The sequence below is a fragment of the Rhizobium sp. BR 315 genome, from assembly GCF_050577975.1.
Lineage (GTDB): Bacteria > Pseudomonadota > Alphaproteobacteria > Rhizobiales > Rhizobiaceae > Rhizobium > Rhizobium miluonense.
Genome location: NZ_JARWKZ010000025.1, coordinates 72,196 through 90,343, shown reverse-complemented (window position 1 = coordinate 90,343; position 18,148 = coordinate 72,196). Strand labels below are relative to the sequence as shown.

The 18,148-nt window shown below is 60.7% G+C and carries 17 protein-coding genes; 11 read left to right on the top strand and 6 right to left on the bottom strand.

What is annotated here, in order from left to right:
- Both QD409_RS22015 and araD read left to right on the top strand, forming a co-directional pair.
- Window positions 1–214, top strand: a 214-nt coding sequence (locus QD409_RS22015; RefSeq protein WP_430763699.1) for an aldehyde dehydrogenase family protein, incomplete at its 5' end; no start/stop codon positions are given.
- A 63-nt stretch (window positions 215–277) separates the two neighbouring features.
- Entirely contained in the window at window positions 278–2,023 is a 1,746-nt protein-coding gene (gene araD, locus QD409_RS22010) for an L-arabinonate dehydratase (protein ID WP_430763698.1), read from the top strand.
- A gap of 59 nt (window positions 2,024–2,082) precedes the next feature.
- Here the strand turns inward: araD and QD409_RS22005 are convergent, their stop codons facing one another.
- From QD409_RS22005 to QD409_RS21995, 3 genes are read right to left on the bottom strand one after another with little or no spacing between them, the layout of a single operon-like run.
- Window positions 2,083–2,919: a transglutaminase family protein gene (locus QD409_RS22005; RefSeq protein WP_430763697.1), complete on the bottom strand. Its 837-nt coding sequence runs from the start codon at window positions 2,917–2,919 to the stop codon at window positions 2,083–2,085.
- Window positions 2,920–2,931: 12 nt separating this feature from the next.
- Window positions 2,932–3,873 (bottom strand): alpha-E domain-containing protein, encoded by a 942-nt coding sequence (locus tag QD409_RS22000; protein WP_430763696.1) that lies wholly within the window; start codon window positions 3,871–3,873, stop codon window positions 2,932–2,934.
- A 6-nt stretch (window positions 3,874–3,879) separates the two neighbouring features.
- On the bottom strand, window positions 3,880–5,289 hold the full coding sequence (locus QD409_RS21995; protein WP_092854359.1) for a circularly permuted type 2 ATP-grasp protein: 1,410 nt from the start codon (window positions 5,287–5,289) through the stop codon (window positions 3,880–3,882).
- A 379-nt stretch (window positions 5,290–5,668) separates the two neighbouring features.
- Between QD409_RS21995 and QD409_RS21990 the strand changes: the two genes are divergently transcribed.
- Complete coding sequence (locus QD409_RS21990) at window positions 5,669–6,562, top strand: DMT family transporter (protein WP_430763695.1); 894 nt, start codon at window positions 5,669–5,671, stop codon at window positions 6,560–6,562.
- A 55-nt stretch (window positions 6,563–6,617) separates the two neighbouring features.
- On the opposite strand, the gene QD409_RS21985 is transcribed toward QD409_RS21990, so the two are convergent.
- A complete protein-coding gene (locus QD409_RS21985; RefSeq protein WP_430763694.1) occupies window positions 6,618–8,327 on the bottom strand; it encodes a DEAD/DEAH box helicase in 1,710 nt (569 codons plus the stop codon).
- Window positions 8,328–8,646: 319 nt separating this feature from the next.
- Window positions 8,647–8,979, bottom strand: a complete 333-nt coding sequence (locus QD409_RS21980) for a hypothetical protein (protein WP_092854365.1) — start codon at window positions 8,977–8,979, stop codon at window positions 8,647–8,649.
- A gap of 335 nt (window positions 8,980–9,314) precedes the next feature.
- Between QD409_RS21980 and QD409_RS21975 the strand changes: the two genes are divergently transcribed.
- Window positions 9,315–12,542, top strand: a complete 3,228-nt coding sequence (locus tag QD409_RS21975) for a response regulator (RefSeq protein ID WP_430763693.1) — start codon at window positions 9,315–9,317, stop codon at window positions 12,540–12,542.
- On the opposite strand, the gene mnmD is transcribed toward QD409_RS21975, so the two are convergent.
- Window positions 12,539–13,273, bottom strand: coding sequence for a tRNA (5-methylaminomethyl-2-thiouridine)(34)-methyltransferase MnmD (gene mnmD / locus QD409_RS21970; protein WP_430763692.1), 735 nt, complete (start codon window positions 13,271–13,273; stop codon window positions 12,539–12,541). The genes QD409_RS21975 and mnmD overlap by 4 nt on opposite strands.
- Between mnmD and QD409_RS21965 the strand changes: the two genes are divergently transcribed.
- The 7 genes from QD409_RS21965 (at window position 13,272) to uraH (ending at window position 18,148) form a co-directional block, all read left to right on the top strand.
- Window positions 13,272–14,456, top strand: a complete 1,185-nt coding sequence (locus QD409_RS21965) for an NAD(P)/FAD-dependent oxidoreductase (protein WP_430763691.1) — start codon at window positions 13,272–13,274, stop codon at window positions 14,454–14,456. The genes mnmD and QD409_RS21965 overlap by 2 nt on opposite strands.
- 105 nt (window positions 14,457–14,561) lie before the next feature.
- Window positions 14,562–15,269: a DUF1045 domain-containing protein gene (locus QD409_RS21960; RefSeq protein ID WP_430763690.1), complete on the top strand. Its 708-nt coding sequence runs from the start codon at window positions 14,562–14,564 to the stop codon at window positions 15,267–15,269.
- Between the two features lie 119 nt (window positions 15,270–15,388).
- Window positions 15,389–16,312 (top strand): allantoinase PuuE, encoded by a 924-nt coding sequence (puuE, locus tag QD409_RS21955; protein ID WP_430763689.1) that lies wholly within the window; start codon window positions 15,389–15,391, stop codon window positions 16,310–16,312.
- Between the two features lies 1 nt (window position 16,313).
- Window positions 16,314–16,811, top strand: a complete 498-nt coding sequence (gene uraD / locus QD409_RS21950) for a 2-oxo-4-hydroxy-4-carboxy-5-ureidoimidazoline decarboxylase (RefSeq protein WP_430763688.1) — start codon at window positions 16,314–16,316, stop codon at window positions 16,809–16,811.
- A 113-nt stretch (window positions 16,812–16,924) separates the two neighbouring features.
- Window positions 16,925–17,287: a HepT-like ribonuclease domain-containing protein gene (locus QD409_RS21945; protein ID WP_430763701.1), complete on the top strand. Its 363-nt coding sequence runs from the start codon at window positions 16,925–16,927 to the stop codon at window positions 17,285–17,287.
- 7 nt (window positions 17,288–17,294) lie between these two features.
- Window positions 17,295–17,795, top strand: a complete 501-nt coding sequence (locus QD409_RS21940) for an ureidoglycolate lyase (RefSeq protein ID WP_430763687.1) — start codon at window positions 17,295–17,297, stop codon at window positions 17,793–17,795.
- The gene (uraH, locus tag QD409_RS21935; RefSeq protein ID WP_430763686.1) at window positions 17,792–18,148 is read left to right on the top strand and encodes a hydroxyisourate hydrolase; all 357 of its coding nucleotides are present in this window, start codon (window positions 17,792–17,794) and stop codon (window positions 18,146–18,148) included. The genes QD409_RS21940 and uraH overlap by 4 nt, the downstream gene beginning before the upstream one ends.

Genomic DNA, 18,148 nt, shown 5'->3' with positions numbered 1-18,148 from the left:
GTCCTCCGGCATCGCCACGACCAGCTTGAAGCATGCGACCCATTTCAAACGCAATGCGGAAGCGGGCATGGTGATGGTCAACCTGCCGACGGCCGGTGTTGATTTCCATGTGCCTTTCGGCGGGCGCAAGGGTTCGTCCTTCGGTCCGCGCGAGCAGGGCAAATATGCCGCCGAGTTCTTCACCACCGTCAAGACCGCCTACACGCTGGCCTGACCATCAAATTCAAAGCCCGGGCGCGAACGAGGCGGCCCGGGTGACACAAAAGGTACCGAGACTATGAAAAAGAAAGCTGAATGGCCGCGCAAGCTGCGCTCCTACGACTGGTTCGGTGGCACCGGCAAGAACGCGATCATGCATCGCTCCTGGATGAAGAACCAGGGCCTGCCGGCCGATACGTTCGATGGCCGTCCGATCATCGGCATCTGTAATACCTGGTCGGAGCTAACGCCCTGCAACGCGCATCTGCGCGATCTTGCAGAGCGCGTGAAGCGCGGAGTTTATGAGGCGGGCGGTTTCCCTGTGGAGTTCCCGGTTTTCTCGGTCGGCGAAAGCACGCTGCGCCCGACAGCGATGATGTTCCGCAACCTGGCGGCCATGGACGTCGAAGAGGCAATCCGCGGCAACCCAGTGGACGGCGTCGTGCTGCTCGGTGGCTGCGACAAGACCACGCCGAGCCTGCTGATGGGCGCTGCCTCGGTCGATATCCCCGTCATCCTCGTCTCCGGCGGCCCGATGCTGAACGGCAAGTGGCGCGGCAAGGATGTCGGTTCCGGCACGGCGATCTGGCAGTTCTCGGAAATGGTGAAGTCCGGCGAGATGTCGCTGGATGAATTCATGGATGCGGAGCAGGGCATGGCCCGTTCGGCCGGCAGCTGCATGACCATGGGCACTGCCTCGACTATGGCGTCGATGGCAGAAGCACTCGGCATGACCTTGCCCGGCAATGCCGCCATCCCGGCTGTCGATGCGCGTCGTCGCGTCATCTCGCAGCTTTCCGGCCGCCGCATCGTCGACATGGTCAAGGAGGACCTGAAGCCTTCCGACATCCTGACCAAGGAAGCCTTCGAGAATGCCATTCGCGTCAACGGCGCCGTTGGCGGTTCGACCAATGCCGTCCTGCACCTGCTGGCGCTTGCCGGCCGCATCGGCGTCGACCTGTCGCTGGACGATTGGGATCGCCTTGGCCGCGAAGTGCCGACTATCGTCAACCTGCAGCCGTCGGGCAAGCACCTGATGGAAGAATTCTACTATGCCGGCGGCCTGCCCGTCGTCATCAAGGCTGTCGGCGAGATGGGGCTGCTGCACAAGGATGCGATCACCGTCACCGGCGACACGATCTGGGCCGGCGTCAAGGATGTCGTCAACTACAATGACGACGTCATCGTCCCGCGTGAGAAGGCACTGACGCAGTCGGGCGGCATCGCGGTTCTGCGCGGCAATCTTGCGCCGAAGGGGGCCGTCCTGAAGCCGTCTGCCGCTTCGCCGCACCTGATGCAGCACAAGGGCCGCGCCGTGGTCTTCGAAAGCATCGAGGATTACCACGCCCGTATCAACCGCGACGATCTCGACATCGACGAGAACTGCATCATGGTTCTCAAGTATTGCGGCCCGAAGGGTTATCCAGGCATGGCCGAAGTCGGCAACATGGGCCTGCCGCCCAAGGTACTGAAGAAGGGTATCACCGACATGATCCGCATTTCCGATGCGCGCATGTCCGGCACGGCCTACGGCACCGTCATCCTGCACACAGCTCCGGAAGCCGCGGATGGCGGACCGCTGGCGCTCGTTCAGAACGGCGACATCATCGCCGTCGACGTTCCCGCCCGCACCATCCAGCTCGAGATCTCGGACGAGGAACTGGCCAAGCGCCGCGCCGCCTGGGTTTCCCCGGTCAAGCCGCTCAACGGCGGCTATGGCGGTCTCTATGTGAATACCGTCATGCAGGCCGATACCGGTGCCGACCTCGACTTCCTCGTCGGCCCGCGCGGCTCGGAAATCCCGAACAATCGCGACAGCCACTAAGAATGGTGTTTTGAATTGAAAAGGGCGGGGCGAAAGCTCCGCCCTTTTTATATGAGCTGTTAGCTCTGACTTTGGCTTTGACTCTGCCCCTGTCCCTGTCCCTGGCTTGCCACCGACACCTTCACGGTAAGGGTTTCACCAGGTGTGCCGACCCGCATGCCGGAAACGGGGCAGGCGTCGCGATAGCACAGGCCTGTCGCGATACGGACATAGCGGGCATCGGGACAGACATCGTTGGCAGGATCGAAGCCGACCCATCCGAGGCCGGGAATATGCGCTTCCGCCCAGGCGTGGGTGGCTGCCTGCTCATTCTTGCCTTCCATCATCAGATAGCCGGAGATGTAGCGCGCCGGGATCTGGAGTGCGCGGGCACCGGCGATGAAGATATGGGCGTGGTCCTGACAGACGCCGCTTTTTGCCTCCAGAGCCTGTTCGGCGGTCGTTTCCGTGTCGCTGGTGCCGGGCTTGTATTCCACAGACTTATGGATTGCGGTCATCAGCGCGTGCATTCTGGCAAGGTCGCTGTCGCCCGAAAGCCCGCGCGTCAACTCCTTCGTCAGCTTTCCAGCCTTGGTGCGCGGCGATTCCCTGAGGAAGAGCCAGAGCGGGGTGAAGCCGACATGCTGCCCTACGACACCATTGAGATCCTGCGTTTCGACTTCGCCTGTCGCGACGATCCTGGTCGCTTCCTGCTGCCCGTCGAGTGAGACGAGGGTAACGCGATTGCCGAACTGATCGTCATACTCCACTTCGGGACTGGCGCCCTCAACGGATAGTTTCCAGTTCGAGACCGTTTGCCCGATGCCCGTCAGCGGCGTCAAACGCAAGCGCTGCAGGGAAAATTGCGTCGGTTCGTGGTAGCGATATTCCGTAATATGGCTGATCGTCAGTTTCATAATGTCGCCCGCCTATTCATAGAACCGATAGCCATCGGAAATCTCCGCACCAAGCTTGTTGTTGCGAGCGACGAAATCCTCCAGGAACTCATGCAGGCCCTGATCCATGATGCGCTTGATCGTCAGCTTTTGCAGCGATTGGCGAATGGCTTCGGACGTGTCGTGCGCCGGCAGCCGCTTTTCGTATTCTGCGCCGAGGTAGCCCATGTTGCTGACGATCTTGTCATAGCAATAGGCAAGCGAGCGCGGCATCTGCCCGTTCAGGATCAGGAAGTCGGCAATGTTCGCCGGCTTGTATTCGGGGTCGTAAGCCCATTTGTAGGCCCGGTGTGCCGACACCGATCGCAGGATCGACTCCCACTGCGCGTTGTCGAGCGAGGAGCCGACATGCGAGACGGAGGGCAGAAGCACGTAGTACTTCACGTCGAGGATGCGGGCCGTATTGTCGGCGCGCTCGATGAAGGTGCCGATGCGAGCGAAATTATAGAGCTCATTGCGGAGCATCGAGCCGTGAAAGGCGCCGCGGATCAACCCCGCACGTTGTTTGATGACATCGATCATCTCGGGCAATTCGGCCGTTTTCAGCTTCTTGCCGAGGAGGGTCTTCAGTTCGATCCAACATTCGTTGGTCGCTTCCCAGGTGTCGCGGGTCAGCGCCGTGCGCACCATGCGGGCATTGTTGCGTCCGTATTCGATGCAGGACATCACGCTCGATGGATTGGACTGATCGCGCATCAGATAGTCGATGGCGTCAGCGCCCGTCATCTTGTCGTGCACTTCGCCATAGGCTTCGCGCACGCCGGCGCTTTGCAAAACGCCGTCCCAGTCGTCATCGGCGGCGTCGCTGCGGGTCAATGACATGCGTTGCCCGGCATCGACTAGTCGGGCAATGTTTTCGGCGCGCTCGATGTAACGGAACATCCAGTAGAGGCCATTCGCGGTTCTTCCCAGCATGTCCGATCAGTCCTCCAGAACCCAGGTGTCTTTGGTGCCGCCGCCCTGGCTGGAGTTGACCACCAGCGAGCCTTCCTTCAGCGCCACGCGGGTCAGCCCGCCGGGAATGATCCGTACCTTGTCGGAGACGAGGACATAGGGCCGCAGATCGACATGTCGCGGCGCAATGCCCTTGTTGACTAGGATCGGCACGGTCGACAGCGAAAGGGTTGGCTGCGCGATGTAGTTGTTCGGCTTGCTCTTCAGCTTTTCGGCAAAGGCCGCCCGCTCCTTCTTCGAGGCCGTCGGTCCGACGAGCATGCCGTAGCCGCCGGAGCCATGGACTTCCTTGACGACGAGATCGGCAAGGTTGTCGAGCACATATTGCAGGCTATCGGGCTCCGAACAGCGCCATGTCGGCACATTTTCGAGGATTGGCTTGCGGCCGGTGTAGAATTCGACGATCTCCGGCATGTAGGAATAGATCGCCTTGTCGTCCGAGATGCCGGTGCCGGGAGCATTGGCGATGGTGATATGGCCGGCGCGGTAGACATCCATGATGCCGGGGATGCCGAGCGCGGAATCCGAACGGAAGGTGAGGGGATCGAGGAAATCGTCGTCGACGCGGCGATAGAGCACGTCGATGGCCTCGTAGCCCCGCGTCGTACGCATCTTCACCTTGCCGTCGATGATGCGCAGATCCGAGCCTTCGACCAGTTCCACGCCCATCATGTCGGCGAGGAAAGAATGCTCGTAATAGGCGGAATTATAGATGCCCGGCGTCAGCACGGCGACGCGCGGCTTGCCCTTGCAGCCGGGAGGTGCGAGCGATGCTAAGCTCTGGCGCAGCAAGAGCGGATAGTCCTCAACGCGCTGCACCTTGTTCTGGTGGAACAGCTCGGGGAACATCTGCATCATCGTTTCGCGGTTTTCCAGCATGTAGCTGACACCGGAAGGCGTGCGGGCATTATCCTCGAGCACATAGAACTGGTCTTCGCCGGTGCGCACGATATCGGTGCCGACAATGTGGGTGTAGACACCGCCCGGCGGGCGGAAGCCGATCATCTCCGGGAGGAAAGCATCGTTCTTCTCGATCAGCTCGCGCGGGATGCGGCCGGCGCGGATGATTTCCTGCTTGTGGTAGATGTCGTGGAGGAAGGCGTTGAGCGCGATGACCCGCTGTTCGATGCCCTGGGCGAGCTTGCGCCATTCGCGGCCGGAAATGATGCGGGGAATGATGTCGAAGGGAATGAGCTTTTCGGAGGAGTCTGCGTGTCCGTAGACCGCGAAGGTAATTCCCGTTTTTCGGAAGATGGTTTCCGCATCTCGGGACTTGGAAATCAGGTGGCCTCTATCCTGACCGGAGTACCATTCGAAGTATTTCTGGTAAGGTGCGCGCGGACTTTCATCCGCAGTAATCATTTCATCAAATGCCAAAGGCGCGGTCCCCGTGTTTTTACCCATTTGAATACAATGGTTTTTACAATGCAAGAAGTATGCGCAGTTGCCGGTACGAATTTTACCGCGTCGAAAAATGCTGGATTTGCAGGTATTTAAGAGAAAATCGGCTACTGCCTGCCCGGTCTTGCTGCATTACTTGGATCAAAATTTGAGCATCTGCTTGTTTTGCGGAATGCGCGTCTCGGTGCTCTGCGATGCCTCGCCGGCCGTGAAGAAAAATTGATCGATGCTGTCAGCGGATGGATTTTGACGGTTCCGCTGGTATCGGCTATCAGCCGTCAACCCCTCCGCGCGGTACCCGGAACTCGATCTCTATTCGGTTCCTACGCGCCAAACATATATCGGTTCGATTTTCATGTCCCTCGATAGACTTGCACCAGCGATCTTCGTGCTTCTCTGGTCCACAGGGTGGATCGTCGCCAAGTATGCCTCGCTGCATTCGGGTCCGTTCACCTTCCTGATGATCCGCTACAGCCTGTCAGCGCTGGCTTTCGTGCTGGTCTGTTCTGTAACCGGCGCCCGGTGGCCGCGCGATTGGTCGAGCGTGTTTCGAGCTGTTTATTCCGGCGTCTTCCTGCATGGCATTTATCTGGCCGGTCTCTGGTGGGCGATCGCCGAGGGTGTTCCGGCCGGCATTTCTGGTATCATCGCCGCTTTGCAGCCGCTGATGACAGCCATGGCGGCGCCATTCCTCGTCGGTGAACGCGTGCAGCCGATCCAGCGCCTCGGCCTGCTGCTCGGTTTTCTCGGCATCGCGATTGCGATATCACCAAAGCTGCTTGCGTCGGGGACGGCCGATCTCTGGCAATCTGCGGTCCCGCTCGTCGTCAATCTGCTGGCGATGGTGTCGGTGACCTACGGAACGCTCTACCAGAAGCGCCATTTGCAGACCGGCGATCTGCGCACAATCGCAACCTTGCAATATGTCGGCGCATTGATCGTAACCGTGCCGCTGGCCTTCATATTCGAAGGGTTGCGCTTCGACGGCACGCAGACGGCGATCCTGTCCCTTCTCTGGTCGGTCTTCGGCCTGTCGATGGGGGCTGTCGGCCTGCTGCTCTATCTCATCCGCCGGGGGCAGGTCTCGCGCGCGGCATCGCTGATCTATCTGATGCCGCCGGCCGTCGCCATCGAAGCGGCGATCGCCTTTGGCGAACCGTTGACGCTGCCGATCATCGTCGGCACGGTCATCGTGGTGCTGGGCGTTTATCTCACCAACCGGCGCACGGCGGATGTGCTGCCGGAATAAAATGGAATGACAGAATAAGGAAAGGGGGCCAATCGCCCCCTTTTTTGATCGTGTATCAGGCGCGTTCGCGGCGCTGGCCGCCATTGCCCGGGCTGCGGCGCTTCACGCGGCCGTTTCCGCCGTTGCGCTGTTCGCCCTGGCCGCTCTGGTTGCGGTCTTCATTGTGACGACCCGCCGGGCGGCCATGGGAGTGGCGCTGCCCGCGATGGGCGCCGCCTTCATGCCCTGCGCCGTTGCCGTTCGCGGAGTTGCCGTGATGCGGCTTGCGTGCCGGACGGAAATCGGACGTCGATACGAGATCGTTGTCCACTTCCGGGCGCGGCGTCTGCTCGTTGCGGCGCTGGCCGCGGAAATCGGCATTGCGGTTGTTTTCGCGCTGCGGACGATCCTCGCGCGGACGGCGCTCCTGACGCTCGCCGGCCTGGCCGCGGGCCTCGCCGTTTTCCTTGTCGAAGAAGGGGCGACGAGCCGGGCGAGCCGGACGACCTTCAGGGCGACCCTGACCGGCGCCACGACCCTGGCCCTGGCCCTGGCCACCACGGGCGCCGCCGCGATTGTTGCCGCGAGCCGGACGGCCACGGTCGGCCGGAGCCTCGCCGCTGGCAACGGCGATCTCGATGCCCATCAGGCGCTCGATGTCGCGCAGCAGGCGGATTTCGTCCGGAGCGCAGAAGGCGATGGCGATGCCGTCACGGCCGGCGCGCGCGGTGCGGCCGATGCGGTGGACATAGGCGTCGGGCACTTCCGGCAGGTCATAGTTGTAGACATGCGAAACGCCGGGGATGTCGATGCCGCGGGCGGCGACATCGGTGGCGACGAGAACGCGGATTTCGCCGTCACGGAAGGCCTTGAGGGCGCGTTCGCGCTGACCCTGGCTCTTGTTGCCATGGATGGAGGCAGCGGCAAAGCCGACATGGTCGAGATGCTTCATCAGCTTCTCAGCGCCGTGCTTGGTACGCAGGAAGACCATGGCGCGGCCATCCGGATTGGCGGAGATCGTTTCCTTGAGGATCTCGGTCTTATGGTTCTGGCCGGCGACGAAGTGGACATACTGCTCCACCTTGTCGGCCGCCTTGCCCGGAGGCGATACTTCGACCTTGACCGGATCGGTCAGGTAGTCGGAAGCGAGATCGGCGATCGCCTTCGGCATGGTGGCCGAGAACAGCATGGTCTGGCGCTTGGCCGGGACCATTTTCGAGATCTTTCGCAGATCGTGGATGAAACCGAGATCGAGCATCTGGTCGGCCTCGTCGAGGACGAGATGGGTGACATGGCCGAGCGACAAAGCGCGGCGGCTGATGAGATCGAGCAGGCGGCCCGGGGTGGCGACGAGAATATCGGTGCCGCGTTCAAGCTGAAGCTGCTGCTTGTTGATTGAAGCGCCACCGACCACGAGGTTGATCCGCAAGTGCGTCTTGCGCACGAAGAGCTTGAGGTTGTCGGCGATCTGGTTCACCAGCTCGCGGGTCGGAGCGAGGATCAGCGTGCGGACAGTGCGGTTGTCCGGGCGCTTGGGGTCCTTCAACAGCATTTCGATGATCGGCAGGCCGAAGGCGGCCGTCTTGCCGGTGCCGGTCTGGGCGAGGCCAACGAGATCGCGGCCCTGGAGAACGAGCGGGATCGCCTGTGCCTGGATCGGCGTCGGTGTGGCGAAGTTGTTCTGCGACAGCGTATCGACGATCTGCTTGGAGAGACCAAGCGAGTGAAAATCGGTCAATTCAATACCTTTCGGGGGCGCCAAAGCAAAAAGGCCGGGTCGCACCATGCGGTCCGGTCTGTCTCTGGCGTCAAGAACCCCGCGTGAAGTGGGAACTTGTAAGTTGGAAAAAGCTTTCCAGCGCATCTGACCGCCTTGGGTGCGGTCTCATTATCTAAAGCGCTTTTGTCCTTCTCTTGCGTACGTCTAGTCCCGCAGGGCACGCTCACGCGGCGGCCGGAAGGTGAAAGCTGAGGCGCATTTGGTCTTTTTTGCAGCTAAAGTCAAGAGGGCGGGCAAAAGCTCTTCAACAGGCCAACGAAAATGCCGCCGAATCAGGCGGCATCGTTGATAGTGGAGGGGTAGCGGACCCTGCGGCGTTCAAGCCTCAGCGGCAGACCTCGACCCGATACGGGCGGCCCCAGCCATCGTGGCGCCAGGCCCAATAGCAGCTGGGATAGGGGCGCACATAGACGCGTTCATAGGCCGGTCCTTCGTAGTAAGCGGGATAGGCCCGGTAGGCCGGATAATAAGCAGGATAGGCCGGGTATGCCGGCCGTACCGCTTCGGCGGCCAGAGCGCCGCCGACAACGCCGGCAGCCAGGCCGCCGAAGAAGGCGCCGCGCTCGGAGGCGCCGGCATTGGTGGTGGTTACGGCGGCGGCGCTGCCGAGCGTCAGCGCGATTAAGCCGGCGGTTGTTAAAGTGCGAAGCACAGACATCGAAATCCCTTTCCGAAACAAAGGCCTCCCAGCCGAAGCCGAGCTTGACGGTGCGAGGAGAACGGGGCGAAGTCGCGGCTAAAAAATGGAGCGCGGCATTAAATTTTGTTCATGATGGAAGTGCGAAGAGTTTTTGATTTCACTCGGGGAGCAGGTAGGCATACCCCTTCCTCTCACCCGGTGGCACAGGCATCGGGCTGCACGTATTTCCCCGATGCGTGGGGCCGAGCGCTACGTCGTCCTGGCGGCTAAACATGGTTAACGCCTTGTTAAAACGATCTGTGATAGAGCATCGCTTTATGAACTATCATGCGTGGTGAGAAGAGAGGCTCCGTTTGACCCTGGACGGTGAACTGCTGGAGATAGCATGCCGCCGGATCGCCAATCTGGACAGGCCTGCCTACATCAAGAACAGTGAGCTGCGCTACGTCGCCGTCAACGAAGCTTATGCGCGTTTTTTCGGGCGTGATGTCTCCGATTTCATCGGCAACCGCAGCCACGACCTCCTTGATTCGGGCGAGAGCGCCGAGAGGGAGGACAAAGAGCGCCGCGCCCTTGTCTTCTCGTCGGAGGAGACGGCGCTGTGCTTCGACGCTACCGGCCACCAGCGCTCGCGCATACAGATCGAGAACTTTGCTCCCTCTGAAGATCGCGTCTATGTCTTCGGCATGTTTCTCGATGCGCCGGCCACCCCCGACTCCGTCCCAGGGGCCGACCAGACCAGCTTCTTCCGTACCGTTCTGGAGGATCTGCCGGTCGCGACCTTCGTGCGCGGAGCCGATCATCGGTTGATCTATTCCAATCCCGCCCATGCCGATATCACCGGGCTCGATCGTGCCGAGATGCTTGGCAAGACCGAGCATGAGATGTTTGACGCAGGCGCCGATGATTTCTTTGCCGCAAACGAGGCGGCCTTAAGGGACGGGTGCGGGCGGGAATTCGAAAGCGAAATGGTCGACCGGCAGCAGGTGAGGCGACCGGTGAAAATCAGCCTCAACCGGGCGACGGCGGCCGACGGCAGCCATTACACAATCGGCTCCGTCACCGACATCTCGGCGTTGAAGCAGCGAGAGATGCAAATCATCGAGGCGCAGGCGCGTGCGGAGGCATTGCACCACGATCTCGAGAATATCCTCCGTTCGATGCCGATCGGGGTTCTGATCCATGACAGCGACTACATCGTAGAATACGTTAACGACGCTTGGTACGAAATCTGGGAGTTCTCCAAGGACGAGCGTTTCGAGGGCCGGCCCTATCGCGATCTCATCGCCAGGCATTTCGCGCTGGAGCGTTTCGGCCCCGAAAGTCAAAGCGTCGAAGATATCTATCAGGCGCGTTTGGCTGCCCTGCGTAAGGCTGGGTCGCACCTGCAGACTGAAGTAGATTTTGCCGACGGCAAATCCGTCATTATCGATGCGCGCCGAATTTCCAATGGCCGCACACTGATGTCCTACACGGACATTTCCTCCGTGAAACAACAGTCGCAGGAGATTACCGAGACACGGCTGGCGCTTGAGCGTCTCGGCGAGCTCGTGGCCGACGCGATGCAGGCCATGTCGCAGGGCCTGCTGATTGTTCAGGACGGCACGATCATCCTGGCAAACGACACGCTGCAGCGCATGCTGAAGCTGCCTGCGGAGCTCCTGGAGGCCGGTAGGAAATGGTCCGCCGCTTTTGATTATTGCGCGGCTCGCGGCGATTTCGGCGACGATCCGGAGGCTGTGCGGCAGTCCTGGGGCGAAAGCATCAGGACAGGCAAGCCGATCTGCTGCGTGTTCCAGGTCGTCGGCGATCGCTGGATACAGCTTGAAGCCGCGATCGGCGGGCATCGCCGATGGACCGTGGTGCTGACCGATGTCACCGAAATGAAGGAGCGTGAGGCCGATCTGCAGCTCCTGCTGGCCCGCAGCAATGCGGCGGATCGGGCCAAATCCGAATTTCTCACCCATATGAGCCATGAAATCCGCACGCCGATGAACGGGGTTCTCGGCATGGCGGAATTGCTCGCCAAGACCGGTCTCGACGCGCGGCAAAAGACCTTCGTCGATATTATCGTCAAGTCCAGCAATGCGCTTTTGACCATCATCAACGATATTCTCGATTTCTCGCGGATCGATACCGGTGAGATGCATCTGCGCAAGATGGCGTTTGACCCGATAGAGGCGGTCGAGGATATCGCTGCGCTGCTGGCGGCTGCCGCATCGGAAAAGAATATCGAACTGATCGTACGTGCGGCGCCCGGTGTGCCGGCGGCAATACTTGGCGATGCCGGGCGCTTCCGGCAGATCGTGACCAATCTTGTCGGTAACGCGATAAAGTTTACGGAGCGCGGTCACGTCCTTGTCGAGCTGGATAGCCAGCCGGAAGCCGGCGAGGATGTGCTGCTGACGCTGCGCATCGAAGACACCGGCATCGGCATTCCAGACGAGAAGCTTGCCACCATCTTCGATAAATTCTCGCTCGCGGATTCATCTTTTGCGCGGCGCCTCGAAGGTTCCGGTCTCGGGCTCGCCATCACCGCCGGCTTGGTCGATCTTTTCGGTGGCTCGTTGTCGGTCGAAAGCGAATGGGGCAAGGGATCGGTTTTCACGGTCCATTTGCCGATGCCACTGGTTGCCGAGCGCGGCAGGCCTCCGGATCTGCCGGCTGACGTCAAGGGCGCGGGTATCTTGATCGTCGAAGATCATGATATCCATCGGCGCATCTTGACCGAACAGCTCGGACAATGGGGCTTTGACAGCTTTGCCGCCGAGGATGGCAGCACGGCCCTTGCCATTTTGAATGCCGCTTTCGATATGGGCGTGCCTGTTGATGCCGTGATGATCGACTATAATATGCGCGACATGAACGGCCATCAGGTCGCGCATGCCGTCCGCGCCGATCCCCGCTTTGATGCGCTGCCGGTGATGTTTCTGACATCGATGGGGACGGTCGGCTCCGAAAAAGAGTTCACCGCAGTCAACGGCCAGGTGCATCTGATGAAACCCGCGCGCGCCAATGTGCTGCGCAATACGATCATCGACGTCGTCCGCACATCAAGGCGCCGCAAGGCGAGCAGGCCACCGAGCCCCATGGCCCGGCGCCTGCCGATAGACGTCGAAGCAGCCGCTGCGATCCAGGTCACCGAGCAGATGACTTCCGCAAGACCCGGCAACAGCATCGATGTTCTCGTGGCCGAAGACAACGAGGTGAACCAGATCGTCTTCACGCAGATCCTGCAAGCGACGAACCTGCGCTTCCTGGTCGTGGAAAACGGTCAGGCGGCTGTGGACTCGTGGCGCCAGTTAGGGCCTGCGCTGATCCTGATGGATGTCTCCATGCCGGTCATGAACGGTCATCAGGCAACGCGGATGATCCGTCAGTTCGAGGCACAGGCCGGCCAAGGCTGGCATGTGCCCATCATCGGCGTGACGGCACAAGCGCTGGAGGTGGATCGCGTGATGTGCATGGAGGCGGGCATGGACGATTGCATGTCGAAGCCGATCAGCCCCGAGCTTCTCGAAGGAAAGATCCAGCGCTGGCTTGACGATGGGGCTCTTCGGGCCGATCGCTCCAACAACTAGGCCGGCTTGACGCCGCAGAGCATTTCCCGCTTGCCGGCGAAGCCTTGCCGTCGCTCGACGGTGAAGCCTGCGGCTTGAAGATTGCGGCGCACGAAACCGGCGGCCGCATAGGTGGCGAAGGTGCCGTTCGAAACCGTCTTGCCGCAAAGCATCTGCATCAGTTCCAGCGACCACATGTCGGCATTGCGCGATGGCGCGAAGCCATCGAGATACCAGGCGTCGAAGCCCGGTTGCGCATTGCTTACGCCATCCAGCGCTAGGCCGCAGACGACGGTGAGACGTGTATGGGCGTCGAGTTGCAGAGACACCACACCTTGCGGATCGGCGGGCCATGCGGCGACCAGAGCCTGACGCTCGCTGTCGATCTCGGGCCAATGCGTTAGGGCGCGGTCGATCTCCTCGGCACGCATCGGGTAGAGCTCGAAGGACATGAAGTGCAGTTCCGAGCCCGGCGTCGCCTGCTGCCGCCACTGGCGCCATGTCTCGCAGAAATTCAGGCCAGTGCCAAAGCCAAGCTCACCAATCAAGAAATTTCGCTGCTGCTCCCAGCGCGCGGGCAGGCCATTGCCGGCGAGGAAGACATGGCCGCATTCAAGCCGACCATCGGTCTGGCAATAAAAATGGTCGCCAAAAGCCGGCGAATAGGGCATATCGCCGTCGCGCCATTCGAGCTCCGGGCTTGCCGCGTTGGTCTCGGACGCATCAGTCCGATTGGAAACTGGATCTGTCATGGAAAGAGCCGATAGTCCTCCAAGACCTGCCGGTCAATCGTCCGTCGATCTGTTGATCGTCGGGGGCGGCATCATGGGCTTATGGGCGGCCGTCCATGCCGAACGTCTCGGCATTCAAACGCTGCTGGTCGATGCCGGCGGATTCGGGCAGGGGGCGAGCGGCGGCCTGCTTGGCGCGTTGATGCCGCATATGCCGGACAAGTGGTCCGAAAAGAAGCAGTTTCAGTTCGATGCGCTCCTGTCTCTGGAGGAGGAGGTTGCGGTGCTGGAGGCGGCGACCGGACTTTCCGCCGGCTACCGTCGCGCCGGCCGCCTGATCCCGCTGCCGAAGCCGCACCTGCGACAGATTGCGCTCGGTCATCAGCGCGATGCTGAAACGCATTGGCATCAGGGCAGGCGCGAATTTCAATGGCAGGTGCTCGATGCTGCGCCCGTTCCGGGCTGGATCGATCCCGCCGCTGGCGAAAGCGGCTTCGTCTTCGATACGCTTGCGGCGCGCGTAGCCCCGCGTGCCTTGCTGGACGTGCTTCAGAGATTTCTTGCCACCGCGAGGTATGTGCGGCTTGTTGAAGGCCTGAACATTGATCGGATCGATCCGGATGGGGGTGTTGCTGTCACAAGTGGAGAGGATATCCATTTCGACCGCTGCATTCTGGCGGCCGGTTACAAGTCTTTCCCGATCCTGGATGGGCTGACGCACAATCGCAAATCAGCCCTCGGGCAACCGGTCAAGGGGCAGGCCGCACTGCTCAAGGCGGATATCGACGGCAGCCTTCCGGTCATCTTTCGCGATGGCCTCTATATCGTTCCGCATGAGGGCGGGCTGGTCGCAGTCGGCAGCACCAGCGAGAACCGCTTCGAAGACCCATTAGCTACCGACGGTCAGCTGGATGATCTGCTGGCTGCAGCCCGTGCGATGGCGCCGGTTTTGGCTGGGGCGGAGGTGGTCGAACGCTGGGCTGGCTTGCGACCGAAGGCGGTCGATCGCGACCCGATGGTGGGTGCTCATCCCGACCATCCGTCGCTGATCGCCCTGACCGGCGGCTTCAAAGTGAGCTTCGGATTGGCGCATCGGCTAGCGGAAGCAGCTGTGTGCGAGGCCGCAAATATGCCCGGTTGCTTCAAGTTGCCGCAGTCATTCACTTTGGCAAGTCATATTACAGTCGTATCACATAAAACGTGAATATACGCCCTTTCGGGTCGTCAATTTGTCACGCAAATCACCTATCTCCTTGGCCGTCGGAACCCGGTTTGGTCAGCCGGACTGTCGTGCTTTGGAGGAATTTTTATGCGCTACGCCATTTGCTTCACGCCGTCTGCGAGTGATCCGCTGACGCTTGCGGCCGCAAATTGGCTGGGCCGCAACGTCTATTCCGGCGAGATGGTCGATCCGCCTGCCATTCGCGGGCTGGGGATCCATGAGATCGCCTTTTATACCGCCGTTCCCCGTCGCTATGGTTTCATGGGCTTGCTGAAGGCGCCGTTCAGGTTGGCGGAAGACATGTCCGAGGCCTCGTTGCTGCGCGATCTCATGCGCTTTTCCGGCTCGGTCGCGCCGTTCGAAATTCCGCGGCTGGAAGTTGCGCGGCTCGGTGGCGCTCTCGGCCTCGTTCCGTCCGAATCTAGTCAGAAGATGCATTTTCTCGCTGCCTCTTTGGTTCAGGCTTTCGACCTCTACCGCGCGCCGCTGACCGAGGCGGAGATCGAGCGCATCGATCCGGACGGTCTTTCGGCGACGCAGTTCGCCAACCTGCATCGATGGGGCCATCCGCATGTGATGGACGAATTCCGCTTTCAGATGATGCTGACCGGCACGGTCAGCCCCGGCGACATGCAGCGCATCGAACGGGCATTGCGCGACTTCTTCGAGCCCGCACTTGCCGCGCCGATCCCCATTTCAAACATCGCCTTGATGATCGAGGACGGTTCCGGCGGCCCCTTCCGGGTGCATTCCCTGCATCCGATGGGCAAGGTGAGTGCGCGCAAGATTGCCTAGCTTCGCGGGTGCTGTTCGGCCTGGCCGCTTGCCATTGAAGAGAAAGTGATTTTCCCACTTTCCATCTCGACTTTCGCTGCATGGATGCTACCGTTCTGCTTATTCAAGAAGGTGCTTCAATGTCGGAAAATTACGCCCGCAATCTCATCGGCTATGGCCGCAACACTCCCGACCCGAAATGGCCTGGCGATGCCCGCGTCGCGGTGCAATTCGTGATCAATTACGAAGAGGGCGGGGAAAGCTGCATTCTCGACGGCGATCCGGGCTCGGAAAACCTGCTGTCGGAGATCGTCGGCGCCGCTTCCTGGCCGAACCAGCGCAACCTCAACATGGAATCGATCTACGAATATGGCTCGCGCGCCGGCTTCTGGCGGCTGTGGCGTATGTTCACCGAACTCAAGGTTCAGGCGACGGTCTATGGCGTGACGCTTGCCATGGCGCGCAATCCCGAAGCGGTCGCCGCCATGAAGGAAGCCGGTTGGGAAATCGCCAGCCACGGTTACCGCTGGCTGGAATACAAGGACTTTTCCGAGGATCTGGAGCGCAAGCATATTCAGGAGGCGGTGCGGCTGCATACCGAGATCACCGGCGAACGGCCTTACGGCATGTATCAGGGCAAGCCATCAGACAATACGCTGCGGCTCGTCATGGAGGAGGGCGGCTTTCTCTATTCCTCCGATTCCTATGCAGATGATCTGCCCTTCTGGGTCGATGGCGCGAACGGCAAGCCGTTCCTGATCATCCCCTACACGCTCGAAACCAACGACATGCGCTTTGCCACGCCGCAGGGTTTCAATTCAGGCGACCAGTTCTTCACCTATCTCAAGGATGCGTTCGACACGCTCTATGAAGAAGGCAAAGAAGGCAGCCCAAAGATGATGTCGATCGGCCTGCATTGCCGCCTCGTTGGCCGGCCCGGTCGCGCCGCGGCATTGCGCCGGTTCATCGAATATGTGCTGAAACATGACAAGGTCTGGGTCCCCCGGCGTATCGAGATCGCCAAGCATTGGCACGAACATCATCTTCCCGCGAGCGGGCGCTGAGATGATCTCGAGCGATGAATTCGTAAGCCGCTTCGGCGGCGTCTTCGAGCACTCTCCCTTCATCGCGGAGCGCGCCTATGGGGCCGGCGCCATCGTCGAGCCGCTGACCTCGGGCGGCGTGCATGGCGCCCTGGTGCGAGTTTTCCGTACGGCGAGTGCTGACGAGCGGCTTGGCGTCCTGAGGGCTCACCCCGATCTCGCCGGCCGGCTGGCTATCGCCGGCGAGCTGACCGAGGACAGCCGCAAGGAGCAGGCGGGCGCCGGGCTCGACCGGCTCAGCCCGGCGGAGCATGCCCGCTTCACCGAGCTCAATAGCGCCTATGTGGCCAAATTCGGCTTTCCCTTCATCATTGCGGTCAAGGGTCTCGGCAAGGACGATATCCTTGCCGCCTTCGAGACGCGGATCGGCAATGATCGGGACGCCGAGTTTGCGACGGCAACGGCGCAAGTGGAGAAGATTGCTCTGCTGCGCCTACAATCCATGCTTCCGGAGAGCTGACGTGCGGCAGGTGTTTCCTCCCCAAATCTCGATACGGGCATTTCGGCGATAATGGCGAGCTGTCATTCACTTCGCTCATCGCTTAAAGATTGGCTGGAGGGGAGCCGTGTGACATGAGCTTGGATCGGCTGATTGCCCATCTTGATCGTATGCAGCGGGCCGGGTCTGAAATCGGTCAGTTTCTGCAGGGGACAGATAGGGACGCTTTTTTCAAGATGGTCGAAAAGCAGCGTGCCGTCGGCATGAATCTGATGCTGATCGGCGAGGCGGCTGCGCGCATTGCGGAAGAATATCCGGAGTTTGTCGTTGACCATCCGGATCTGCCTTGGCAAGTGGTGCGCGACTTCAGGAATCGGATTGGGCAAGGGTATTTCGACATCGAGTTGACGACCCTTTGGGATCTCGCCCACAAATCTCTTCCGGAGTTGCTCCTGCAACTGGACTCCATTCGCCACTGGCGAGCGGAAGGCGAATAATCATAGAATGACACAGCATCTAGACATTCAACCTTTGACAAAGGCCGCATTCGCACCGTTCGGCGATGTGATCGAGGCTGATCCGGCAACCATGCGATTCATCAATGGCGGGACGACGGAGCGCTTCCATGCGCTATCGAGCGCCGAAGCCATCGGCGACGGGGCTCGGGTTATCCTGAACATCTTTCGCGGCCAGCCGCGTGCCTTTCCCTTCTCGATCGAGATGATGGAGCGCCATCCTTTCGGCAGCCAGTGTTTCATACCGTTGAACGGCCGACCGTTTCTCGTTGTCGTCTCGCAGGATGAGGGTGGCAAGCCCGGCAGGCCGCAGGCCTTTCTGGCTCGCGGAGATCAGGGTGTAAACTATCGAGTCAATGCCTGGCATTATCCGCTGATGGCGCTTAGCGAGAAGAGCGACTTTCTTGTTGTCGATCGGGATGGACCTGGAAACAATCTAGAGGAATATTTCTTCGACACGCCCTTCTCCATCGGAGCGCCGACGCTATGACCGGACTGACCACCCATGTGCTCGATACAGCCCTCGGCAAGCCGGCCGAAGGCCTGACCATCGATCTTTTCAGGATCGAGGGTGATGCCCGCACGCATCTGAAGACGGTGACGACCAATTCAGACGGGCGCGTGGATGGTGGGCCGATCCTGATCGGCGACAGTTTCGCCGCCGGTACCTACGAGCTGCTGTTCCGGGCAGGGGATTATCTGCGTGCGAGCGGCGCGACGCTGCCCGAGCCCGCCTTCCTCGATCTGGTGCCGATCCGTTTCGGCATTGCCGATACGACAGCGCATTATCATGTACCCTTGCTGATCTCGGCCTATGGCTATTCAACCTATCGCGGGAGCTGA